The sequence below is a fragment of the Allorhizocola rhizosphaerae genome (assembly GCF_003426775.1).
Lineage (GTDB): Bacteria > Actinomycetota > Actinomycetes > Mycobacteriales > Micromonosporaceae > Allorhizocola > Allorhizocola rhizosphaerae.
In genome coordinates this window covers 1-23,594 of record NZ_QJUG01000131.1, presented here as the reverse complement: position 1 = coordinate 23,594, position 23,594 = coordinate 1, and the positions used below count along the sequence as shown (strand labels likewise).

At 67.7% G+C, this 23,594-nt stretch carries 19 protein-coding genes; 8 read left to right on the top strand and 11 right to left on the bottom strand.

Going from position 1 to position 23,594, the window contains the following annotated elements; all coding sequences use genetic code 11:
• Window positions 1–626, bottom strand: a 626-nt coding sequence (locus DM816_RS25790; RefSeq protein ID WP_246002235.1) for a substrate-binding domain-containing protein, incomplete at its 3' end; no start/stop codon positions are given.
• A 209-nt stretch (window positions 627–835) separates the two neighbouring features.
• Here DM816_RS25790 and DM816_RS25785 point away from each other — a divergent pair.
• Complete coding sequence (locus DM816_RS25785) at window positions 836–1,795, top strand: pirin family protein (protein ID WP_117212984.1); 960 nt, start codon at window positions 836–838, stop codon at window positions 1,793–1,795.
• A gap of 90 nt (window positions 1,796–1,885) precedes the next feature.
• Here the strand turns inward: DM816_RS25785 and DM816_RS25780 are convergent, their stop codons facing one another.
• Window positions 1,886–2,344, bottom strand: coding sequence for a DUF998 domain-containing protein (locus DM816_RS25780; protein WP_117212983.1), 459 nt, complete (start codon window positions 2,342–2,344; stop codon window positions 1,886–1,888).
• A 37-nt stretch (window positions 2,345–2,381) separates the two neighbouring features.
• Window positions 2,382–7,394, bottom strand: coding sequence for a pullulanase-type alpha-1,6-glucosidase (gene pulA / locus DM816_RS25775; protein WP_117212982.1), 5,013 nt, complete (start codon window positions 7,392–7,394; stop codon window positions 2,382–2,384).
• A gap of 142 nt (window positions 7,395–7,536) precedes the next feature.
• Between pulA and DM816_RS25770 the strand changes: the two genes are divergently transcribed.
• The gene (locus DM816_RS25770) at window positions 7,537–7,815 is read left to right on the top strand and encodes a GlsB/YeaQ/YmgE family stress response membrane protein (protein WP_117212981.1); all 279 of its coding nucleotides are present in this window, start codon (window positions 7,537–7,539) and stop codon (window positions 7,813–7,815) included.
• 119 nt (window positions 7,816–7,934) lie between these two features.
• On the opposite strand, the gene DM816_RS25765 is transcribed toward DM816_RS25770, so the two are convergent.
• Window positions 7,935–9,326 carry an aminopeptidase P family protein gene (locus DM816_RS25765; RefSeq protein WP_117212980.1) on the bottom strand — a complete coding sequence of 464 codons (1,392 nt, stop codon included), beginning with the start codon at window positions 9,324–9,326 and terminating at the stop codon, window positions 7,935–7,937.
• Window positions 9,327–9,436: 110 nt separating this feature from the next.
• Between DM816_RS25765 and asnB the strand changes: the two genes are divergently transcribed.
• Window positions 9,437–11,392, top strand: coding sequence for an asparagine synthase (glutamine-hydrolyzing) (asnB, locus tag DM816_RS25760; RefSeq protein WP_117212979.1), 1,956 nt, complete (start codon window positions 9,437–9,439; stop codon window positions 11,390–11,392).
• A 118-nt stretch (window positions 11,393–11,510) separates the two neighbouring features.
• Here asnB and DM816_RS25755 read toward each other — a convergent pair whose 3' ends face one another.
• Together DM816_RS25755 and DM816_RS25750 are read right to left on the bottom strand one after the other, a co-directional pair.
• Window positions 11,511–12,326: an MBL fold metallo-hydrolase gene (locus DM816_RS25755; RefSeq protein ID WP_117212978.1), complete on the bottom strand. Its 816-nt coding sequence runs from the start codon at window positions 12,324–12,326 to the stop codon at window positions 11,511–11,513.
• Window positions 12,323–12,712, bottom strand: coding sequence for a thioesterase family protein (locus DM816_RS25750; RefSeq protein ID WP_117212977.1), 390 nt, complete (start codon window positions 12,710–12,712; stop codon window positions 12,323–12,325). Before DM816_RS25750 ends, DM816_RS25755 begins: the two co-directional genes overlap by 4 nt.
• Before the next feature lie 519 nt (window positions 12,713–13,231).
• Here DM816_RS25750 and srmL point away from each other — a divergent pair.
• Complete coding sequence (srmL, locus tag DM816_RS25745) at window positions 13,232–14,263, top strand: PheS-related mystery ligase SrmL (RefSeq protein WP_117212976.1); 1,032 nt, start codon at window positions 13,232–13,234, stop codon at window positions 14,261–14,263.
• Window positions 14,264–14,335: 72 nt separating this feature from the next.
• Window positions 14,336–15,013, top strand: coding sequence for a S1 family peptidase (locus DM816_RS25740; protein ID WP_117212988.1), 678 nt, complete (start codon window positions 14,336–14,338; stop codon window positions 15,011–15,013).
• Here DM816_RS25740 and DM816_RS25735 read toward each other — a convergent pair.
• The 5 genes from DM816_RS25735 to DM816_RS25715 are packed head-to-tail and all read right to left on the bottom strand — an operon-like array spanning window position 14,996 to window position 20,100.
• Complete coding sequence (locus DM816_RS25735) at window positions 14,996–15,541, bottom strand: GNAT family N-acetyltransferase (protein WP_170318872.1); 546 nt, start codon at window positions 15,539–15,541, stop codon at window positions 14,996–14,998. The two genes, DM816_RS25740 and DM816_RS25735, sit on opposite strands and share 18 nt — an antisense overlap.
• Window positions 15,542–15,552: 11 nt before the next feature.
• Window positions 15,553–18,087: an accessory Sec system translocase SecA2 gene (gene secA2, locus DM816_RS25730; protein WP_117212975.1), complete on the bottom strand. Its 2,535-nt coding sequence runs from the start codon at window positions 18,085–18,087 to the stop codon at window positions 15,553–15,555.
• 34 nt (window positions 18,088–18,121) lie between these two features.
• A complete protein-coding gene (locus DM816_RS25725; RefSeq protein WP_117212974.1) occupies window positions 18,122–19,393 on the bottom strand; it encodes a PH domain-containing protein in 1,272 nt (423 codons plus the stop codon).
• Entirely contained in the window at window positions 19,390–19,893 is a 504-nt protein-coding gene (locus DM816_RS25720; protein ID WP_246002233.1) for a PH domain-containing protein, read from the bottom strand. The genes DM816_RS25725 and DM816_RS25720 overlap by 4 nt, the downstream gene beginning before the upstream one ends.
• 18 nt (window positions 19,894–19,911) lie before the next feature.
• Complete coding sequence (locus DM816_RS25715; RefSeq protein WP_425455276.1) at window positions 19,912–20,100, bottom strand: acetone carboxylase; 189 nt, start codon at window positions 20,098–20,100, stop codon at window positions 19,912–19,914.
• 603 nt (window positions 20,101–20,703) lie between these two features.
• On the opposite strand from DM816_RS25715, the gene DM816_RS25710 reads away from it, so the two are divergent.
• Genes DM816_RS25710 through DM816_RS25700 form a run of 3 tightly spaced genes read left to right on the top strand, consistent with a single transcriptional unit; the run spans window position 20,704 to window position 23,530 of the window.
• On the top strand, window positions 20,704–21,711 hold the full coding sequence (locus tag DM816_RS25710) for an AAA family ATPase (protein WP_246002231.1): 1,008 nt from the start codon (window positions 20,704–20,706) through the stop codon (window positions 21,709–21,711).
• Window positions 21,708–22,574: a DUF58 domain-containing protein gene (locus DM816_RS25705; protein ID WP_117212972.1), complete on the top strand. Its 867-nt coding sequence runs from the start codon at window positions 21,708–21,710 to the stop codon at window positions 22,572–22,574. Before DM816_RS25710 ends, DM816_RS25705 begins: the two co-directional genes overlap by 4 nt.
• Before the next feature lie 2 nt (window positions 22,575–22,576).
• Complete coding sequence (locus DM816_RS25700; protein WP_117212971.1) at window positions 22,577–23,530, top strand: VWA domain-containing protein; 954 nt, start codon at window positions 22,577–22,579, stop codon at window positions 23,528–23,530.
• Window positions 23,531–23,594 lie beyond the last annotated feature (64 nt).

The following is a 23,594-nucleotide window of genomic DNA, read 5'->3' as shown; positions in this document are numbered from 1 at the left end:
CGCCCGGAGGCCAGCGTGCGCAGCGCGGCGGTCGCGGCGGCCTGCCCGTTGGGTGACCCGCTCGCCGCCGCGCCGAGTGCGAGCAGCCCGGACAGCGCTGCCGCGTCGCGGGTGGGCTCGGCCGTGCCGATGTGCAGCTTCGAGTTTGTGGTGACCTGCTGGAGCAGCGCCTGCCAGGTCAGTTTGGTGTTGGGCCAGCCCAGCGTGGCCGCGACCGGCTCGGGCATCGCCACGACGACCGGGCTGCGCGCGATCGACGCCGCCTCGGGAAGGGCGGTACCCGAGGCGGCCTGCTGGACTCGGGCGAGCCAGGTGGCCGAGTCCGGTACCCAAACGTCAGGAACCTGAATATCGCCGCTCGGCTGGCCGACCCCGGCCAGTGCCTTGCCCTGCTGCGCGGCGACCGCGGCGGCGATGTCGGCCGAGTCGGCGGCGGTCACGTCGAACGCGAAGCACGTGCCCTCGGATTTGGCGCGCCGCTCGGTGACGGCCTGCGCCGTCTGTTTGACCGCCGGTGCGAGTTCCGGCGTCACGGCGACCTTGAGCTGTGTCTGCCCGGTGCATCCCGGCTGGCTGGCGAGGCGGTATATCGCAAATATGCCGATACTTACGCCCAGAAACACCACTACCGCCAGCGTGATGGCTGGCAGCGGGCTTCTTCTGCGTCTGCTTGTGCGGTGGCGGCCGGACATAAGCCCCCAGTCTGCGTCGCGTGGCCGCTCTCGACCACAGCCGTTCGGCCGGAATGTTACTGGAGAGAAACATCTAGCTACCTGCATCTGTGTCACTTCGCGGAACAGTGGTCGTTTGTTGAGATTTCAACTATGATGGCTTCATGCCTGCTGTGACAGTCGACAACCCGCTGGTCCTTCCGCGTGTCGAGGCGCCTGGTGAGGCCGCGGCCGACCGCCCGGTCGTCTCGGTGACCACCGCGCCTTCCGGGTTCGAGGGAGAGGGCTTTCCCGTGCGACGCGCGTTCGCGGGCGTTGACCTGCGCACGCTCGACCCGTTCATCCACATGGATCAGATGGGCGAGGTCGATTACGGAGCAGGCGAGCCCAAAGGGACGCCGTGGCACCCGCATCGCGGGTTCGAGACCGTGACCTACATGATCGACGGAACCTTCCAGCACCGGGATTCGCACGGCGGTGGCGGGCTCATCACCAACGGCGACACGCAGTGGATGACGGCCGGCAGCGGCCTGCTCCATATCGAGACACCGCCGGAGGAACTGGTCATCTCGGGTGGTCTCTTCCATGGCTTCCAGCTGTGGGTCAATCTCCCCGCCAAGATGAAAATGACCTCTCCTCGGTACCAGGACATCCGCGCCGGCCAGGTGGCCCTCCTGAGCTCGGCCGACGGCGGGGCCCTGCTGCGCGTGATCGCCGGAGACATCGCGGGGCATCCGGGCCCCGGCATCACGCACACGCCCATCTCGCTGGTGCACGCCACGCTCACCGCCGGTGCGCAGCTGCGCGTGCCGTGGCGGCCGGATTTCAACGCGCTCGTCTACACGCTTGCCGGAAACGGCTCGGTTGGCGCGGACCAGCGTCCGGTCAAGCTGGGCCAGCTCGCCGTGTTCGGCTCGGGTGAGGCCATCACCGTGCAGGCGGACCCGAAGCACGACATGGACGTGCTCATCCTGGGCGGGCAGCCGATCCGCGAGCCGGTCGCGGCGTACGGCCCGTTCGTGATGAACACGCGTGAGGAGCTCGTGCAGGCATACGAGGACTTCCGCGCGGGCCGGCTGGGCACCATCCCGGCCGACCCACACCCGGGCCACGACGTTCTCTAAAGGGCCCGGGTGACACCCTCGGCGGCGACTCGGGCGGCGAGGGTGCCGGGATCGAGGTTGATCGGTCCGTTCACCGGTCGCGTCGTGGCACTACGTCAACAGCGGCTGGTCCCGAGCGGCCAGGTCGTCAGCTGCGTGCAGGAAGCCGTGCCAGGTGGGCTCGGCGGCGATCGGCGGGGTCCCCGGTGGGTACCCGCTGACCGGGTCGGTGATGAACGCGCCCGCGCCGATCAGCCCGACGCCCCAGACAGCGACGAGCAGTGGGCCCAGCCACAGGCCCGATGCGCGGCGCAGCCCGACCGCGAACGCCAGCGTGAGTAAACCCGAGACGATGAAGTTCGCCACCTGGACCCAGCCCCACGGGCCGAACGCGAGCGAGCTGACCGGGTGGCGCAGCGGGTCGTATCCCTCCCGGAACGCGCCATGGAGCGCGAACGCCGCCACGAAGAGCGGGCCAGCCACCAGGCCGCACGCCAGCAGGAGCCGATGCCGGGAGCGGCCGGGCCGCGGTGGCGGCGGGGGAGCGACAGCGATCAGTGTCGTGGTCATGCGTCAACCGTAGTTGACAGCCGCGGTCATCGTCAACCTAAGTTGACGTGAACACCGCCACCGTCCTTCCCGGTACCGTCACCATGCCGTCCCGGTAGGACGCCCCAGCCATAGCCGGGTCAACCGACGGGACCAAACGCAGATCCGCACGAGGCACGGATTGCGTGATCTGCGAGGGCGTGGCGTTGAACACCACCACGATCGTCTCCTGCCTGTCGCTGAGCACCATCGTGATGACCCCTGGCGTGTTGCCCACAAACGAAACGCTGCGCTGCACCTCCTCCAGACTGTCCAAACTGAACAGACGAGACGAGTTGCGCACGCGCAGCAACTCCTGGAACCGCGCCGAGGCGAGCGTGATCGCCTCGCACGACGGGACAAGCGCGGGATCGGCCAGCAGCGGGCGGGCATAGGGCCAGCGCGCCTCGTTGTCCCACGCGGGCGGCAGCCCACGCCCGAAACCGTTGCCCGCCCGGCAATCCCACTGGATCGCGTTGAACCAGTCACCGGAGTCGTACGAGTTCTTGTCCAGCGACTTGGAGCGCATGATGTCCGAGCCTCCCGTCACAAAGCCCGTGCCCTGGCTCAGCACGGCGGTCGCGAGCGCCAGCACCTGCATCCGCGCACGATCTATATCGGATGTTCCCGGTGGCAGCTTGTAGGCCAGCGCGTCGAACAGGATCTCGTTGTCGTGGGCGTCCACATAGGTCACCGCTTCCGACGGTGTTTTCGTGTATCCCGCAGGCGCGCCGTTGTAGTCGACATCGGCTCCGGTCACACGCCGCCCTGAACTGTCCACAAACGAGTATCCGGCGAGGTTGCCCACCAGCCCCACCTTGATCTGGTCCTGATGGTGCAGGAGCCGGGCCAGCTGTTCGGCCGCGCTCCCGTTCACCGGGTCGCCGTTCGGGTCGGTGAACAGGCCCGAGGCGAACCCCTGCCGCCGTGGGTTGGTGTCAAACGGGCCCCCGCCCTTGACCGCGTCGCGCAACCGGTCGTTGAACGTGCCGATCCCCGTGCCGGCCATGCTGAGCTGTGTGGCCTGCACGAAGCGGGCGTTGTCGGCGACCTCGCCGAAGTTCCAGCCCTCGCCGTAGAGCAGGATGTCCTTCCCGCCCGGCAGCTTGTCCAGCGCGGCGCGCACGGCCAGCATGTTGGACTTCGGATGGTGGCCCATCAGATCGAACCGGAACCCGTCGATGCCGTAAGCGTGGGCCCACGTCACCACCGAATCCACCACGAGCTTGCCCATCATCGCGTGCTCGGGTGCGGTGTTGAGGCAGCACGTCGACGTCTCGATGGCCCCGTCGAGCGAGAGCCGGTGATAGTAGCCGGGCACAATCGGGTCCAATGGGGACGGTGAGGACGTGTGGTTGTAGACGACGTCGAGCACGACGCGCAATCCATTGGCGTGCAATGCGTCCACCATCGCCTTGAACGAAGCGTTGCGTGCCGTCCCGTTCGGGTCGAGCGCATATCCACCCTCGGGCACGGTGTAGTGCAACGGATCGTAGCCCCAGTTGTACCCGTCGCGGTCCCTGACGGCTCCCACACACTCCTGCTGGCGCGGCGAATCGGGTGGGAACGAAGCCATATCGCACGCGGGCACGGCCTGATCCGCGCGCACTTCCGGGATGGTCGCGAAATCGAACACCGGCAACAGGTGCACATGCGTGACTCCAGCGGACGCCAGCTTTCGCAGGTGCGCCACGCCGGCGCCATCCACGAACGCGTCATACGTACCCCGCCCCTGCGCGATGGAAAAGTCGCGCACGGACAGCTCGTAGATTTGCGGGCGCCCGCTGAACGCCAATGGCCTGGAAGCAACGAGTTTGGCAGCGACACTGTGGGTCGAGTTCGGGGTGAGCGCCACCGAATACGGGTCGGTCACGATGGACGTGCGCTGGTAGTGCGCCACCACGAACCGGTACCGCTTGCCCTCCCATGTGGACGGTCCGTTCGCGCTCCACACACCCGTGTTGTCGTCGCGCCGCATGGTCACCAGCGAGCCGTCCAGTTCCAGCTGGACTGATTTCGCTGTCGGCGCCCATACCGACAGGGACACCCGCCCACGGTCGAACACCGGCCCGAGTTGTGCCCGCGTGGCGGGGGAGTAGACATCGTCGAGCACGCCCGGGATCTGCACGCCGGTCGCCGAAAGCAGGGTGCCGTCATGCCTTCGCTCGGTCACCACAAGCTGCCCACGCAGCGCCTGTTTCACGTCGCTCGACGCGACCTCGAATGCCTTGTATGCCCAAAGATGCGGGAACTTCTGCCGGTGGGCCTCGGATAGGACCGACGCGTTGAGCCCGATCGTGCGATAGTTTCCGACCAGCTCACCGTCTGCTATGGACAGGCCGCCATCCGGCGCGACCACGAGCTCATAGACCTTGCCGTCGGTCTGTGCCTTGTCCCAGAGCAAAGTGGAGCGTGAAACCCAGTGCGCCCGCGGCTTGGTGATGTCGATGTCGCGTTGGGCCTGTGGCACCTCGGGTCTGAGGAAGGCCTGCCTTCCAGACAGGATCCATGCCTCGCGCCCAAATGTGGCGAAGTCCAGCCTTTGGTCGCTTGGCAGGTCCTTCTCGTCGCCGCGATGCACGATGTAGCTCACTCCAGACGCGCCGGGCACCAGCGGCACGTGCCAATAGGCGCCATACGAGTCGATTCCCGTGGGCAGCATGGGATTGTTCCACTCCACCGGGTTGGCGTTGCCGTCCCACAGGTGCAGGCCCCAGCCCGTGTAGTTTCCGTCCGCCCGCCGATAGTGCAGGATGGCCACGTTGGATGGTGGTTGTTGGACGGTCGGCGGTGGCACCGGTTCGGCGACGCCCTGCCGGTGCCACACCTCAAAGGTCGCGCCCGGATTGACAAAACGGTCCAGTGGAACGTCTTTGACACCATTTTGATCCACGATGAGGTACCCGACAGAGCCCGCGCCCGGCTTGACGCGCACCCAGGCGAAGGCGCCGAACGCGTCAACGCCCGCGAACGGTTGTCCCTGCGGCCACGGCAGGTTCATCGACGGATCGGTGTCGCCCCACGTGTACAGCCGCCAGTTGGCGTAGTCGCCGTCGGGCCGGTGATAGTGCACCAACACGTGCTCGCGCTGCGCCTGCTCCGGCGGCGACTCCACCGCGATCCGCGCGGTATCGGTCGCCGTGCGCCCTTCGGTATCGCGCACGGTCGCGCGGTAGCGCACCGGCGTGCGTCCAGCAAGCCCGACCAGGTCATGTCTCACCTCATAGGGAGCATGCGTGGCCGTGCCGAGCACGCGCCACGGCCCGTCGCCCACCTGAGCCTCGAAGCGCACCGTCGCGGTCGGGTCGCCCCCGCCCACGGTTGCCATCACCTTGCCCTGCTGCGCATCGAGCGCGATGGTCGGCGCGCCGCCGGTCGGGAGTGGACGGTCGGCCCGGAACACCACGGCCGACTGCGGCGGGACGGCGTCGAGCGTGCCCGAGCCGTAGATCCGGTGATAGGCCCCGCTCACGGGCACGGCCTTCGCCGTGGTCGACGCGTTGACGGCCACCACATATTCGACTCGGTCCGGCCCGATGCGGGAGAACGCGAACACGCCGTCGCCCACGTGCTTGGTGACCTGGATGCCGTCGCGCAGGGCCGCATGCTCCTTGCGTAGCCTGCCCAGCTCGGCGATGGCTCGATACAGCGGATGGCCGGGGTCGAAGTTGTCTTGCGCGTGCGTCCGCTCGGTACCAAGAAGATCATCGTCTAGATAGGACGGCACTTGGCTGGCGAATAGGGATTGGCGTGCGTCCCTGTCGCCGCCATCGCCGGTGAACCCTTGTTCGTCGCCCGCGTAGATCACGGGCTGGCCACGGGTCAGGAACATCAGCTCATGCGCGAGCCGCGACTTCTCCAGGCTGCGGGTGAACGTGCCGATCCGCCCCATGTCGTGGTTGCCCAGGAACGTGGGCAGCCCGTTGGAGTTCACGTCACGTGCCGTGTACATCGGATCGGCCGCATACAGGTCCGCCAATGCCTGCGCCGAGCCGCCGTTCACGAAACTCGTTGCCGCCGCTTGAAAACCGAAGTCGAGCGTCGCGGGCAGCTGCCCCTGGCGCACATATGCCGAAGCGACCGCCGGGTCGGACGAGAACACCTCCCCGAACATCGGGAAGCCGCGCCCGATCCCGTCCACGAACTGGGGCCAGAATTCCATGTTCACGTGTTTGGCCGTGTCCAGGCGGAACCCGTCCACGCCGGTCTCGACGATCCAGTCCTTGTAGATCTTCGTCATGCCACGGACCACCTCGGGACGCTCGGTCCACAGGTCGTCGAGCCCCGCGAAGTCGCCGTGCGTGCTGCTCTCGCCGGAAAACGTGGACTCGCCCCGGTTGTGGTACATGCTCGGGTCGTTCAGCCACTCGGGCACCTTTGCCCCGGAGGGGACCACGGGCGTGTACGGCCCCGCGTTGCCGTCAACCTCCGGAAACCTTTGCGCCCCATCGGCATGGTTCGCGTCGTCGAACTTGCGGCCCTGCGTGTCGGTGTATGGGCTCGTCTTCGTGTCCGCATACGGCCGGCTGCCGCCCTCGGCGTAGGAGATCACGTCGGCGGTGTGGTTCACGATCGCGTCGAGGTAGATCTTCATGCCCCGCCGGTGTGCCTCACGCACCAGGCGCTTGAGGTCGTCCTTGGTCCCGAAGTGCGGGTCGACCTGCGTGAAGTCGGTGATCCAGTACCCGTGGTAGCCCGCCGAATCCCCCTGCACGGGACGGTTCTTGAACACCGGCGCGAGCCAGATCGCGGTCGTGCCCAGGCCCTGGATGTAGTCGAGCCGGTCGATCACACCGCGCAGGTCTCCGCCGTGGTAGAACCCCTTGTCCGCGGGATCGTGCCCGTGGCTGTCCCGGCCGCCCGGATAGCCGCCGCGATCATTGGCCGGGTCCCCGTTGGCGAAGCGATCGGGCAGCAGGAAGTAGAACTGCTCGACCGTCCGGGGCGCGGGCCGGCCCGCCGCACTCGGCTGCTCTGCGACCGCCGTCGGGATAGCGATCAACACCAATGAGAGGAGTCCGTTGAGGAGCATGCCCGCAACATACGATTGCTGAAATGTTTCCGCAAGAGCTTGCAAGCGATGACGTGTTAGCGGCATCCTCCTGCAAGGTTTAGTCGGTATCGAGGGCGGGCAGTCTACGGACTAATCACTACTCCAGATTGGAGGGCCAACCGTGACCGCAACCGGCGTGATCTCGGCAATCCTCATTGGAGCCATCATCGGCGTGCTCGGCCGCCTGGTCCTGCCCGGACGGCAGAGCATCCCCATCTGGCTGACCGTCGTGATCGGCATCGCGGCGGCACTGATCGGGACGTTCTTCGCCCGCCAGCTCGGCCTGGCCGACACCGAGGGCGTGGACTGGACCGAAATCCTCATCCAGATCGTGCTCGCGGCCGCCGGCGTGGGGGTGACGGCAGCCATCATGAGCGGCCGATCATCCACCCGCGTATGAATTATGCCCGCCCGGTGCGGGGGCGGGCCCCGACTCCGGCGGCCAGGTTTTGATCGCCAAGCCGCCCGAAACAGCCAGAGCCCGCTCCGTGAAGGAGCGGGCTCAAGCCCAAGCTGGACTCAGCCGGGTAGGCGGGGGCCGGCTTCGCGTTGCTCGGCGAGCCAGCGCTCGACGTCGTCGGGGTGGCGGGGGAGGCCGTCGGAGAGGTTCTTGCAGCCGGTGGCCGTGACCAGGACGTCGTCTTCGATTCTCACGCCGATGCCGCGAAGCTCCTCCGGTACCAAATCGTCCTCGGGCTGGAAGTAAAGCCCCGGCTCGTTGGTCAGGACGTATCCCTCGGCGAGCTCGCCATCCTTGTATTTCTCCTGCCGCGCGTTGGCGCAGTCGTGCACGTCGATGCCCAGCATGTGGCCGAACCCGTGCAGCGTCCACCGCCGGTAGAGCATCGAGTCCTTCTCCATCGCCTCGTCCACGCTGACCGGCAGGATGCCCATGTCGTGCAGGCCCTCGGCGAGCACGCGCATGCACACCAGGTGCACGTCGGAGAACTTCGCGCCCGGCTTGATCGCCTCCATGCCGGCCTCCTGCGACCGGTACACGATGTCGTAGACCTGGCGTTGCAGCGGCGTGAAGGTTCCCGACACGGGCAAGGTGCGGGTCACGTCGGCCGTGTAGAGGTGGTGACCCTCGACGCCCATGTCGGCCAGGAGCAGCTCGCCCGGTGTCGTGCGCCCGTCGTTGCGGATCCAGTGCAGGATCGTGGCGTGCGAGCCGGCGCCGACGATGGAGCTGTAGCCGAGGCCGTTGCCGTCGTGCCGCGCCCGCAGCCCGAACACGCCCTCGATGAGCCGCTCGGACACCGGCCGGTCGGCGGGCAGGACGCGGGCCACGTCTTCGAACCCGCGCACGGTGGCGTCGATGGCGTCCTGCAGCTGCGCGATCTCCCACTCGTCCTTGACGAGCTTCATTTCGGAGATGAACCAAGCCAGCTCGGCGTCGCGGCCCGGGTCGGTCTGGCGCACCCGCCTGTCGACGTGCGGGTCGAGGCCGCGCAGCACGCGCGTGCGCGCCGGGGCCAGCTCGTCGAGCGGGAGGTCGGCCAGGTTGGCGGTCTCGACACCCAGCTCGGCGGTCTTTTCGGCGAGGGTGTGCCGGCGGCCGATCCAGAGCTCGCCATACATCCGGTCCTTGAAGAACTCGTCGGTGTCGCGGGGCGAGCGCGGCCGCACGTAGAGCACGGCCGAGCCGTCGGAGCGCAGGATCAGCACACTCTCCGGGTCGTGCTCGCCGGTCAGGTAGAAGAAGTCGCTGCCGGGCCGGAAGGGGAATCCGGTGTCGTTGGCCCGGACCATCTCGCGCCCGCTGGGGATGACGAGCGTCTCGCCGGGGAACGCTGCCGCGAGGGTGGCGCGGCGCTTGGCGAAGTTGGGCGCACCGGTCACCTGCGCCGTCACGAGCTCGGTGTCGCGCCAGCCGGTGCGCATGAACTCGAGAAACTTTTCCGGATACATCGGGTCGTGCGACTCCGTACCGTCTTTTTCTTTACCGTCTGCAACCACGATGACTCCTCCGCCGTTTTACGTACGAGCTTATCGTGAGGCGAATTATGGGAGGATGCCACGTGTGCGGTATTTTGGCCTACTTCAGCGGGCATGGCGCCGTGGATTCCTTCCGCGCGCCCATGGCGGACGCACTTGAGCTGCTGCATCATCGGGGGCCTGACGACACCGGCCTGCAAATAGTGGACAATGATGTGATTTTTGCTCATAAAAGGCTCTCGATCATCGATGTGGAGCTGTCCAAGGAGCCGCTGCCGTACCTGGACGACCGATACCTGCTCACGTTCAACGGCGAGATCTACAACTACCTGGAGCTGCGCGAGGAGCTGCGCCGCAAGCACAACGCGATCTTCGTCACCAATGGCGACGCCGAGGTCGTGGTCGCGGGCTACCACCACTGGGGCGAGCAGGTGCTCGACCGGCTGCGCGGCATGTTCGCGTTTGTGATCTGGGACCGGCAGGAGCGCCGGGCGTTCGGGGCACGCGACCCGTTCGGCATCAAACCCATGCACTATCTGCAGACGGCCGACGGGCTGTTCCTGGCCAGCGAGAAGAAGGCCCTGCTGCCGTTCGCGTCCGGGGAGGTGGACCCGGTGCAGCTTTCCCATCTGCTGACTTTTCAGTACGTGCCCGAGCCGCACACGCTGCACCGCGGGATCAAGCGGATCGGGGCCGGGGAGTGCCTGACGTGGGCACCTTCAAACGAGCTGGAGATCAGGCGCTACTTCCGGCCGGTGTTCCACCCCATGCCCATGGACGACCATCAACGCATCTTCCATGAGATCAAGGAGACCCTGCGCGAGAGCGTGCGCCTGCACATGCGCTCGGACGTGCCGGTGGGCGCGTTCTTATCGAGCGGCATCGACTCGACCTCCGTCGTCGCGCTGGCCCGCGAGTTCAACCCCGAGATCCTCACGTTCACCGTGGGCTTCGACAACGCGGGGTACTCCGAAGTGGACATCGCGCAGGAGTCGGCCCGCCACCTGGACGTGACCACGATACCCACCAAAGTCAATGCCTACGACATGATGGAGGCGCTGCCGCGCATTGTCTGGCACCTCGACGACCCGGTCGCGGATCCCTCGCTGGTGCCGCTTTACTTCGTGGCTCAGAAAGCTGCCGAGCATGTCACCGTCGTGCTGTCCGGCGAGGGGGCGGACGAATTCTTCGGCGGGTACCTGATCTATCGCGAGCCGCTTTCGCTGCGTCACCTGACCAGGCTGCCCGATCCGATGCAGCGCGGGCTGCGGGCCATGTCGCGCGTGATCCCCAACGGCGTCAAGGGAAAGAGCTTCCTGGAGCGCGGCACGACCCCCATCGAGGAACGCTTCAGCGGCAACGCGCGCATCTTCGCCAACGACGACGAGCTGCGCCGGTTGCTCAAGCGCAACGCGGGGGCCGCTCGATACACCGACATCACGCGCCCGCTGTATGCCGAGGCGACCGCGGACGGGCTCGACGACGTGACCAAGATGCAGTACGTCGACATGAGCACGTGGCTGCGCGGCGACATCCTGGTCAAGGCCGACCGCATGTCGATGGCCCACTCGCTGGAGTTGCGCGTGCCGTTCCTGGACCGCGACGTGTGGGCGGTCGCGTCCAAACTGCCGCAGGCGCTCAAGGTGCCGCCCGGATCGCGTACCACCAAGTGGGCCATGCGCCAGGCCATGGCCCAGGTGGTGCCGCCGGCCATCGTCAACCGGCCCAAGCTCGGGTTCCCCGTGCCGACGCGGGTCTGGCTCGCCGGCGAGATGTACCAGTGGGCGCGCGACATCCTGCACAACTCCGGCGCCCGCGACCTGCTCGACCTGTCCTATGTGGAGGGACTGCTGCGCGATCACAAGGCGGGCCGGGCGGACAACTCACGCAAAATCTGGACCGTGCTGGTGTTCTGCGTGTGGCACGCCATCTTCGTGGCCAAGACGCTCGACCCCGGCATCCCGCGCAACGCCTCGGCCCTGCTCACCAAGCCGCCGTCGGGCTGGCGGCTGGAGGAAGCGACGGAGCCCATCATCTAGGCTGGTCGGCTGCCGCTGATCGCCGACTCGCAAGAACTATTGATCATGGTGACCTGCTCTACGGCGAGGATGGCCTTCCGAAGTGATCATCGGCACCCCGGCGATGCCGTGGTGCGGGTCAGGCCCCGTCGAGCTGGGCGTAGCCTCGCTTCACGGCCAGCAGCGACTGATACAGGCCGTCCTCGCCGAACGCCTGCACGAACGGGCTCGCCGCCGCGACCCGCTCCGTGGGCGCGGCATCGCGGTGCCCGTCGCGGATCAGCCAGTCCAATCTGGTCAGATCGGCGTGCTGCTGCTCGACGAAGGCCATGTCGACGGGCTTGCCGTGCCCGGGGACGACAATCCGCGCGGGGGTGTGCATGAGAGCCGTCAGGGTGTCCGGCCACTCCAGCGGGTAGGCGTCGTCGAACGCGGGCGGTGCGCCCTGCTCGACCAGGTCGCCGGCGATCAGGACGTCGTCGACGCGCACCACGATGTCGCCGTCGGTGTGGCCGCGCCCGTGGTGGCTGATGAACGCTGTGCGCCCGCCGAGATCGACTGAGGCCTGCTTGTCCACCAAGCGGTTCGGGGGCACTATCGTCACGGCGCCGACCGCGAGCGCCAGCTCCTGGTCTTCGATTTCGTCCTGCCAGACCCTTTTCCAGTGCTCGCCGCGCTCGGTGAGTTCGCGGGCGCAATCGGGATGGCCCCAGATATCGCCCTGTGCCAGGGTCTGGTTGCCGAAGGTGTGGTCGAAGTGGAAGTGCGTGTTGACGAGCGTGAGCGGCTTCGCCGTGACGCTCGCTGCGGCGTCCCGCAATGAGCGGGCCTGCTCGTCGGTGGACAGCGTGTCGATGAGCATCGCCCGGTCGGCACCCGTGACCAGCACGCAGTTCACCTTGAACACGGGGTGGGCGAGCAGGAACACCCCGTCGGCGATCTCGTCGAATTTCATGAACCCAGCGCCTTGTCCACGAACCTCTGCCGGTCAACCAGCACCCGGGTCACCGTGCCCTGCGCCGCCACGACCTCCCCGTCGCGCACGACCACGTCGAACGTGAGCGTGCGCCCGTCCACTCCGGACAGCACGGCCTCGGCGACCACGCGTCGCCCCACCGGGGTCGCCGCCTTGTGGTCCAGTTCGACCCGCACACCCACGGTGGTCTGGCCTGATGCGAGGGTCCGGGTCGTGGCGGCGACGGTCGCGGCCTCGGCGAGCGCGACCACCCGCGGGGTCGCGAGCACGGGCACATCCCCGGAGCCCAGCGCCTGCGCCGTATCGGCGTCGGACACGACCAGCTCCACCTTCGCGCCCAGGCCGGGACTGAGATCGACAGTCATTTGCTTCCTCCGCTGTGCTCTGGGAGCCCCGGCCATTGACTCGCTCGGGGCAAGCCCTCGCTCATGTGGCCAAGCCTAACGAACGCCCCGTTCGGAAGTGTTCGGACTTGTCCGAACGCCTTGCCGGACATGTTGATCGTGGGCCAAAGTGTTTGCCGGGGCGCCGATCCTCCTTCTCCTGCCTGGTGGATCGGCGCCACTCGTTCTTACCGCAGCGCGTCGCCTCGGACCGCTGCGCGGCCGAGCCGACCCGCGCAAGATCACGGCTTCGCCTGAACGGAGTTTGTTTCCGCAGCGCGTCGCCTCGGACCGCTGCGCGGCCGAGCCGACCCGCGCAAGATCACGGCTTCGCCTGAACGGAGTAATTCTCGGCTACAGTGGATGCATGTCTACATCCAGCGCGCGATTTGACTGCCCTCGGCTTGCCGTGGGTTGATCGCGCTGCTTCTTGACGGACGCTTCGTGTAGCCCTCGGCCGGCCGGGGGCTTTTTCGTGCGCTCGTTCTCAAGGAGCTCGTCATGCGACACCTACGTGATCTGACCGACCCGGCCGCCGGTCCGCACGCCCTCCAGCTGATCGTCGATGCGCTGTGCGCGCCTTGGCCCGTCCCCGTTGTCCGCGATGGTGGGCCGGCCGTGGTCAGCGTCGCCGACAACTACGACCGCCTGCTCTATCCGCCCGACGCCGTGACGCGGGAGCGGCGCTACAGCCACTACCTGGGCGACGGCCTGATGCTGCGCTCGCACACCACGGCCCGCGTTCCTTATCTGCTTCATCGGGTACGCGACGAGGTCGTGCTGGCCGTGCCCGGGATGTGTTACCGGCGCGACGTCATCGACCGGCAGCACGTGGGCAACCCGCACCAGATGGACCTGTGGTGGGTCAACCCGCATGGGGACGTCCCGTCGCTTGAGCAAATGATCGACATGGCGGTACGGGCCGTGCTGCCCGAAAGTCGCTGGCGAACAGTGCGCAACGTGCATCCGTACACCCTCGAAGGAAGGGAAATCTACGTCGACGATGTCGAGATTGGAGAATGCGGGCTGGCACACCCGCGCGTGCTCGCCGAGGCCGGCCTGCCCACGACCGCCCGCGGGCTCGCCATGGGCCTCGGGCTGGACCGCCTGCTGATGCTGCGCAAGGGGATCACGGACATCCGGCTGCTGCGCGACCCCGATCCGCGCGTCGCCGCACAGATGCTGGACCTGTCGCACTACCGCGAGGTGTCGTCGATGCCGCCGGTGCGCCGGGACCTGTCACTTGCGATAGCAAGTGATATAGACGTCTCGCTGATAGGCGACCGATTGCGCGCCCTCGATGTCGAGGCGATCGAGGAGGTGGTCGTGCTGTCCGAAACGCCGTATGAGCGGCTTCCCGAGGCCGCGCATCGCCGCATGGGCATGCGGCCCGGGCAGAAGAACGTGCTGTTGCGCCTGGTGCTGCGGCACCCGTCGCGCACGCTCAGCGACCGCGAGGCTAACGCATTGCGAGACACCGTGTACGAAGCGTTGCACGAAGGCGGGTCGAAAGAATTGGCTCTTGCTAAATAATTAAAGATATGAATGGATGTCTCCTGTTCACACACCCCGGTGAACGACAACCCCCGTTTCAAAGGAGCATCCATGCGACTACGAGTCGTGATCGCCAGTCTCGCGCTGTCCGTCGCGGGCATTGGCGTGCACGCCGCCCCAGCCGCCGCCGACGTCCAACCGAACATCATCGGCGGCGGCACGGTGTCCTCGGCGCCATGGGCCGCGGCCGTGTTCCGCAGCGGTTCCTTCACCTGCTCTGGGACCATCATCGCGGCCCAGTGGGTGCTGACCGCCCGGCACTGCACCAGTTCGAGCATGTCCGTGCGCGTCGGCAGCGTGAACCGCACCTCCGGCGGCGTCGTGGCCAACGTCGTGAGCTACTCGACCCGCTACGACCTCGCCCTGCTGCGCCTCGACCGCTCGATCAGCACCACCTACATGCGCCTTGCCAGCGCGAACCCGCCGATCAACAGCACCAACAACATCTACGGCTGGGGCATGACGTGCTACTCGGGCTGCAGCGCGTCCACCGTGCTCAAGACAGCCACCGTGCGGGTCACCTCCACCAGCGCAACGGACTACTACGGTGGGCCCGCCATCGCCAGCACGCGGATCAACGGAAACGCGTGGCGCGGCGACTCGGGCGGACCGCAAACGTACAACGGCCTGCAGGTCGGCGTGGCCTCGACCGCTGACGGCTCCACCCGGCAGTGGTATGGCAGCGTCCCGGCCAACCGCTCCTGGATCACGTCAGTCAGTGGCGTCTAACTGAGTCACACCGGATGCGGCGGCAACCCATTCGTGGTCGAGGATGGCGTAGAGATCGGAGTCTCGCCAGCCGTCCCGGATCAACAGGTTGTGCCGCATCCGGCCCTCACATGTCATGCCGAGCTTCTGCATGACCCGGCCGGACGCGACGTTGCGCGGATCGCAGGTCCCCCAGATCCGGTGCAGCTTCAGCTCGTCGAACCCGATGCGCAGCAGTTCACGCGCGATGCCCGTGCCCACACCCCGGCCCCACAGCTCGGGGTGCACGCCGTAAGCGATCTCTCCCTGCATGTGCGGGCCCAGGCGCAGCTCGCCGATCCCCTTCACGAACCCGTCGATCTCGGCCGCGTGCACGTAACGCCCGTCGTCCCACGCCGCGACCGCGCCCCTGACGAACGACCGGGTCTCCTCGGGCGTGTCCGGGCCCCACGGCTGGAATCGGCATGCCTCCTCCAGCCGTGCCCACTCATGCACCGCTTCCCAATCCTGGAACCGCAGCGGGCGAAGCGCCATGGTCTGTGTGGTCATCTCCGAGTGCGTTATCGCTTGGTGCGCTTGAACACCGACACGAGGCGGTCCAATTCGGACCCAAACGGGTTGTCGGTCACCAGGTAGGTCCAGGTCGCGCTCGGGCGCACCAGCTCGGCCCGCTCCGGCGTGAATTCCTCCTCCAGGTCGAGCTCCTCGAACGTGGCGACCGTGCGCTCCTCGATCTCGGGGATCAGCTTGTTGAACGCCGGCACGGCCGCGCGGTGGAACTCGTCGAGCGGGTCGACCCGGCCCAGCGCCCGCAGGTGGATGCCCTCGCGCACCTCGGACAGCTCCGCCAGGTGCTCGGCCCAGAGCCGGTCGAGGTGCCACAGGGCGATGGACCGGCCGATCTCGACCAGCCGCGCCTCGCGCTTCTCCCGCGCCGCCTGCTCGTCGACCTCGGAAACCTCTGCCGACTCGTCAAGCTCGGCCTCTTCGATCTCGGCCTCGTCGATCTCGGATTGTTCGATCTCGGCTGGCGACTCCTGCCCGTCGAGCTCGGCCTTCTCGCCCGGCTCTGCGGACTCATCGAGCTCAGCCGAGTCCTCAAGCTCGGCCTTGCCTTCGAGTGCGTCGAGCTCCGCGGCTCGCTTCGCCTCGGCCCACTCATCGAGCCGGCCCTCCACGAACGCCTTCGCCTTGTCGGGCACCCGAGCCAGCAGCATCTTGGCTGCGACATCGGTGGTCAGGAGCCGCTCCCGGCGCTCGGCGAGCGCCTGCCGCTGCTGCTCGATGACCACGCTGTAGCGCCAGGTGTTGCGGTGCAGCTCGTAGTGCACGCCCTCGGCGACCTTCTGCGCGTGCTCGACGGCGGCCGTGACCCGCTCGTCGTCAACCAGCCCGCCGAACTTCATCCGCGGCCACGGCGGGATCGAGTCGGCCGCGTGATGCTTGATCAGCTCGTCCTCGATGCTCACGTAGAAGATCGACCCACCGGGGTCGCCCTGCCGCCCGGCCCGCCCGCGCAGCTGGTCGTCGACGCGGCGGCTGTTGTGCCGCCCGCTGCCGATGACATAGAGCCCGCCGAGCTCGGCCACCCGCTCGCGGTCGGACTGATCGCTGCCGCCGAGCCGGATGTCGACACCGCGCCCGGCCATCTGCGTGGAGACCGTGACCGCGCCGAACTTGCCGGCCTCGGCGATGATCGCCGCCTCTTCGGCGTCGTTTTTCGCGTTGAGCACGGCGCACTCGACGCCCGCGGCGCGCAGGCCCTCGGCCAGGTTTTGCGACTCGCTGATGTCGAGGGTGCCGATCAGGATGGGCCGGCCCGTCTCGTGGAACTTCTTGATCTCTTCGATCAGCGCCTCGTCGCGCTCGGCGCGGGTGGCGTAGATGCGGTCCGGCTCATCGACGCGGACGCACGGCGTGTTCGGCGGGATGACCGCGACCTCGAGCTTGAAGTATTCGCGGAGCTCGTCGCCGACGTGCACGGCCGTGGCCGTCATGCCCGCGATGGCGTTGTAGAGCGCGATGAACCCCTGCACGGTGATCGTGCCGAGCACCTCGCCCTCGGCCGACGCGTCGAGCCCCTCCTTGGCCTCGACCGCCGCGTGCAGCCCGTCGGGCCAGCGCCGGCGCTGGGCGACCCGGCCGCGCATCTCGTCGACCAGCTCCACCTTGCCGTTGCGCACGATGTAGTCCACGTCGCGGTCGAGCAGGGCGTGCGCGTGCAGGGCCACGTGCAGCGTGGACAGCTGCCCGACCTGCTCGGCGTCGTAGAGATCCACGCCGAGCTTGGCCTCCAGCGACTTCACGCCGCGGTCGGTCAACGCGACGCTCCGCCCATCCTCGGCGACCTCGTAGTGGACCCGCGGGCGCAGGTTCTTGACCAGCCCGGCCGCGAGGTGGACCGGATCCTGCTCGTTAGGGATCATGCCGGCGAGCACCATCGGTACCGTAGCCTCATCGATCAGAATCGAGTCGACCTCATCGACGATCGCGGTCCGCAGCTCCGGCTGGATCCGCTGCGCCACATCGGTGATCAGCTGGTCGCGCAGGAAGTCGAAACCGGCCTCGCTGACCGATGCGTAGGTGATGTCTTTGCTGTACGCCGCGCGCCGCTCGTCGGGCGTCGAGGCGCCCGTGACATAGCCGACGGACAGGCCGAGCATGGTGTAGACCGGCTCCATCCACTCGGCGTCGCGCTTGGCCAGATAGTCGTTGACGGTCAGCACGTGCACGGGCCCATTGCCGCGCCGCACGTGGCCGAACGCGGCGATGCACGCGGCCAGCGTCTTGCCCTCGCCCGTGGCCATCTCGGCGACCGTGTTGTGCAGCAGCGCGAGGATGCCCAGGAGCTGCACGTCGTAGGGCCGCTCGCCGAGCGCGCGCCAGGCTGCCTCGCGCCCCACCGCGCAGATCTCGACCAACTCGCTCGCCTCGCTCGCGGCCGCGGTGAGCTCGGCATCGTCCAGAGTGGACAGCTCCTCGCCGCGCGCCTCGATCTCGGGCAGCAATTTGCTGAATGGCTCCAGGTCAACCGTGGTGCCGGGCCGCTCAAGGAATCGACGGAAACGGTTCTTCAGCCGCTGCGAGACGCTCATGGCGCACAACGGTACTTCACCTTGGGGCCCTTCGTTAACCCCGGGATGCCCTCGCCTCGTCGGAGCGGCGCGCAAGCTCGTCGATCCACTGGTAGGCCTCGGGCAGCGACCTGTGGGAGGCGGTCACCGGCGTGCCGCCCGCGACGTCGGCGTGCACGCTCGCCAGGCCCAGCCGGCGCTGCCACGGCCCCTGCGTGATTCGCACGCTCTGGATCCGCTCATATGGCACCAGCGTGAGCGTGCGGGTCGCGAACCCGTCGACCGCGGCGAACACCCGCTCGGTCAGGCCCGCGGCGAGCACCCTGACCCGCAGGGGAGCGAGCCAGCGCGCGCTGCGCGGCACGGGCGTCATGGGCAGGGCCGCCAGATCGACGCTGGGCAGGACATGCGGGACGATCGCGCGCGCCGTATCGAGCGTCGCCACCGGCAGCAGCCGGTCGGTCTCGGCCTTCTGCCCGCCGCCCTCGGGGGTGCCCGCGCCCTGCCCGGCCACGGCCAGGCTGATCCGCAGCCAGCCCTTCATGCGCCACAGCAGGGGCCAGGTGACCGTCAGCGCCTGCACCCGGTGCACGGGCACGGTCTGGCTCCGCGCGGTCAGCTGCCCGTGGCGGATGCGCAGTTTGCCGTCCGCGGTGCGGGCGAGGCGGAAGTGCCAGAAGTTGAGCATGCGCAACACCGGTGCCACGAGCGTGGCGAACAGGGCGCTGAGCATCGACGCGATCGCGAAGAAGCCGAAATCCTGGTTGAACACCACCTGGCCGATCACATAGAGCACGGCCAGGGGAGTGAACATGACCGGCGGCGTGAGGAACTGGCTCACGACCACGTCGTTGTTTTTGACCCGGAACAGCTCCTCCTCGTGCTCGTCCAAGACCTCCTGCGCGCCGCCAGACAGCATGAGCAGCTGCGCCCTCAGCTCCCGCGCCCGCTCCAGCGGCACAAACGACAGCGGGGCCTCAGACTTCTCCGCGCCCGCGACATCGAGCTTCAGCTCGGCGAGCCCGAAAACACGCGCCTGAAACGGCTGGATCACCTCAATGGCCTGCAGCCGCTCCAGCGGCACAGTGCGCACCCGCCGTGACAGCACACCCTCGTGGATGCGCAATTCCCGACCGACGATCTCGTACCCGGAGAAGCGCCACGCGATAAACGAGTAGGCCAACAGCACGACGAGCAACCCCGCGACGGTGGCCAGCCAGCCTTCCAGCTGCAGTTGCTCCAACCCGCGCCACGAGATCGCGATCACGGCAAGCACCAGCAGCCGGAACCCCTTCAGCACCGGGCTGAGCGGGTGAAACTTGTTCATAGCCCTTCACCGCGGTCTTCGCCGAGCGCGGCCAGCCGGTCACGCAGCCGTGTCGCCTCGTCGGGCTCAAGTCCCGGGATGGTCGCGTCGCTCGCGGCCGCCGCGGTGTGCAGCCGCACGGTGGCCAGGCCGAACGCCCGCTCCAGCGGGCCCGCCGTGACATCGACGAACTGCATCCTCCCGTACGGCACGATCGACAGCCGCCGGATCAGCCGTCCATGCCGCACGAGCAGGTCCCGCTCCCGCTCGGCGTAGCCATACGAACGGATCGCTTGGATGGAGAAGTAGGTCCCGCCGACGGTGCCCACGATCAGCGCACCGCCCGCGACGAGAACCCAGGCCGAGCTGAAAATCAGCCAGAGAGTGCCCGTGATGGCGAGGAGAATGACGGTCCAGATTGCACGTTCGACCAGCTCCACCGTGATCATCTTGGGTGAGACCGGACGCCACTGCACCGTTTGCGGCCAAGGGTCGAGGGCGTTGAGCGACTGTGACTCCACAAAGGCAACTGTATGGGATCACACAACCGGTTCGGTCTCGCGGAGGAATCCTCGCGTATCCAGGAACTCGGAGAGCCGCTCGCGATGTTGGTCGCATGCGAGCCACGTCTTGCGCCGCTCGGGCTCGTGCAGCTTGGGATTGTTCCAGCGCAGTTGCCACTTCGCCGGTTCGCGGCACCCCTTGCTCGAGCAGATCAACGCGTTCACGCGCACGATCTTAGGCCGTCCGATAATTTTCGGCCGACTTTCAGGTAAGGAACCGGTAAAGCCCGCCCGATCAAACGAGCTTTCCCACAGCTGATGTCGTGCGGACCTTTGCACGGGACTTCCCTCGCGACGAGCAGCCACCGGAAGGTGTCCGCGGCGAACGGCCATCGATCGTGGGGTGTCCGGGGCTCGGCCCCGGAGGAGATATCGCGAGCCTCGGCGAAGCCGATCGAAGAGCGGCGAGCAGCCACCGGAAGGTGTCCGCGGCGAACGGCCATCGATCGTGGGGTGTCCGGGGCTCGGCCCCGGAGGAGATATCGCGAGCCTCGGCGAAGCCGATCGAAGAGCGGCGAGCAGCCACCGCGGCTGGCGTGCCGGGCGGCCACGGGGGAAGCCGCCCGGCAACGCGGAAATATTAACCAGCGTCCGGCCCAAGATGGAAGGGGGGCGGGCCATCCATTCGGTTGATTTTCTGCGACCGTGTCGTTGCACTGTGTAATCATTTGCCGCTCGGCAAACCTGGAGAATCAGCCCATTTGCGGATGCACTATGCCAGGCTGAAGGTCGACAATCCACTCCGACCGTCCGCTGTGGAGGTGCCCGGTGTCGCAAGTGGTGGAGCAGTCGCCGAGCCCGGCCATCGACGCGACGCTGCTCGAACGCGCGATCTTCGAGGTCAAGAAGGTCATCGTGGGCCAGGATCGCCTGGTGGAGCGGATGTTCGTGGCCCTGCTCGCGCGCGGTCACTGTCTGTTGGAGGGCGTGCCGGGGGTCGCCAAGACCTTGGCCGTGCAATCGGTGGCAACGGTGGCTGGCGGCACGTTCGCTCGGATCCAGTTCACACCCGATCTCGTGCCGGCCGACATCGTGGGCACGCGCATCTATCGCCCAGGCAGTGAGCAGTTCGACGTCGAACTGGGCCCGGTGTTCGTCAACTTCCTGCTCGCCGACGAGATCAACCGCGCCCCCGCGAAGGTCCAGTCGGCGCTGCTGGAGGTGATGGCCGAGCGGCAGGTGTCGTTGGGCGGCAAGACCCATACCGTGCCCGACCCGTTTCTCGTGATGGCCACGCAGAACCCGATCGAGCAGGAGGGCGTCTACCCGCTGCCCGAGGCGCAACGCGACCGATTCTTGCTCAAAATCATCATTGGGTACCCGTCCGGAGCCGAGGAGCGGGAGATCGTGCACCGCATGGGCGTCGACCCGCCCCACCCGGAACCCATCCTCGATCCGGTCCAACTGACCGGACTGCAGCAGCGGGCCGACCAGGTGTTCGTCCACAATGCACTGATCGACTACGCGGTGCGGCTGGTGCTGGCCACCCGTGAACCCGCCGCGCACGACATGCCCGACCTGGCGCGCCTCATCCAGTACGGAGCGAGCCCGCGCGCCTCCCTGGGCCTGGTGCGCGCCGTGCGCGCTCTCGCGCTGCTGCGTGGGCGTGACTACGCCCTCCCACAGGATGTGCAGGACATCGCGCCCGATGTGTTGCGCCACCGGCTGGTGCTCACCTATGACGCGCTCGCTGACGAGGTACCCCCTGATGAAATCCTCGATCGAATCCTTGTCGGCGTCCCGCTTCCGACCGTCGCACCACGACAGTCCGCATGACCGCTCCACACGCGATCCTGAACCGCCTGCATCTGCTCGTGAGCCGCAGGCTCGACGGCCTGCTGCAGGGCGATTATCTGGGCCTGCTTCCGGGCTCGGGCAGCGAGGCGGGGGAGTCGCGGGAGTACGTGCCGGGCGACGACGTCCGTCGCATGGACTGGCCCGTGACCGCCCGCACCACGGTCCCGCACGTACGCCTGACGGTCGCCGACCGCGAGCTCGAAACGTGGCTTGCCGTGGATCTGTCGCCCTCGCTCGACTTCGGCACGGCGCGCATGCTCAAGCGGGATCTCGCCCTGGCCGCGTCCGCCGCGATCATCCATCTCACGGTGCGCGGCGGCAACCGAGCCGGGGCGGTGTTCGGTGATCTCAAGGTCCGGCCTGCGCGGGGCGGCCGCCTCGCCGCCCAGGCCCTGCTCAAGGCGATCTCTCAAGAGCGTGGCACGGCGCGTCTTTCCGGCCTCATCAACGCACTGCACCGGCCGGTACGCCGGCGTGGCCTCGCAGTGGTCATCTCCGACTTCCTCGACCCGCCCGAACAGTGGGCGTGGCCGCTGCGCAGGCTCGCCGCCCGCCACGATGTGCTGGCCATCGAGATCGTGGACCCGCGCGAGCTGGAGCTCCCCGATGTCGGTGTGCTGGAGTTGGTCGATCCCGAGTCGGGCCAGACACACGGAATCCGCACGAGCGGGCGCATGCGCGACGCCTACGCTGTTGAAGCGACGGCTCAGCGGGCAACCATCGAACGCGCGATCCGCGACGCGGGAGCCCACCGGATACTCCTGCGCACCGACTCCGACTGGCTGCTGGATCTCGTGAGATACGTTGCCGCCCAACGACACCGGCATCGGCTTCGGAGGTAGGCGTGATCTACTTCCTTGAACCCGCCTGGTTCCTTGCCCTCACGCCCGTGCTGGTCCTCGCCGCCGCATACGTCTGGCGCCAGCGCAGGCGTGCCGCAACCGCCATCCGTTTCAGCAACCTCGACCTACTGAAAACCTTGGCCCCCAAAGGAATCGGCTGGCGCCGCTACCTTGCCGCCGGGACCTTCCTCGCCGGGCTCGTCGCTCTCGCGGCCGGCCTAGCCAAGCCGTCGGCGCAGATGCAGGTGCCGTCCGAGCGGGCAACGGTCATCCTCGCCATCGACGTGTCGCTGTCGATGCAGGCGGCGGACGTCGCGCCCACGCGCCTTCAGGCCGCGCAAGAGGCGGCCAAGCACTTCATCAACGACCTACCCCGCAGCTACAACGTCGGACTCGTCTCATTCGCGCGCACAGCTCAAGTGCTCGTGCCGCCAACCAAGGACCGGCCCGCCGCCATCGAAGCCATCGGCAGCCTTGAACTCGCCGAGGCGACCGCCACCGGCGAGGCGGTGTTCACTGCGCTGGATGCCATCCGGTCGGTGCCATCCGATACCGGCCAGGAGCCACCGCCCGCGAGGATTCTCTTACTTTCCGATGGGTATCGGACGTTCGGCCGGCCGGTCGAAGACGCCGCGGCGGCCGCGGCCGAGGCGGGCGTGCCGGTGTCCACGGTGGCGTTCGGGACGGACCAGGGGGTCGTCGACATCTCGGGGCAGTTGCAGCGCGTCCCGGTGGATCGGCAGGCGCTTGCCGATCTGGCCGAGCGCACGGGCGGCTACTTCTACGAGGCCGCGTCGGCCGAGGAACTCAAGCGGGTCTACCGCGACATGGGATCCTCGCTCGGCATGCGCGAGGTTCCGGTCGACCTCACGCGCTGGTTCGCCGCGGCGGCCCTGCTCTTGACCCTGCTCGCCGGCGCCTTCAGCCTCCTCTGGACCCCCCACCTCCCCCTGTAACCAACCCCTCCCCACCCTCTTCCTGGTTGATCATGAACTCAAGTCCATGTTGGACGGTGTGTCA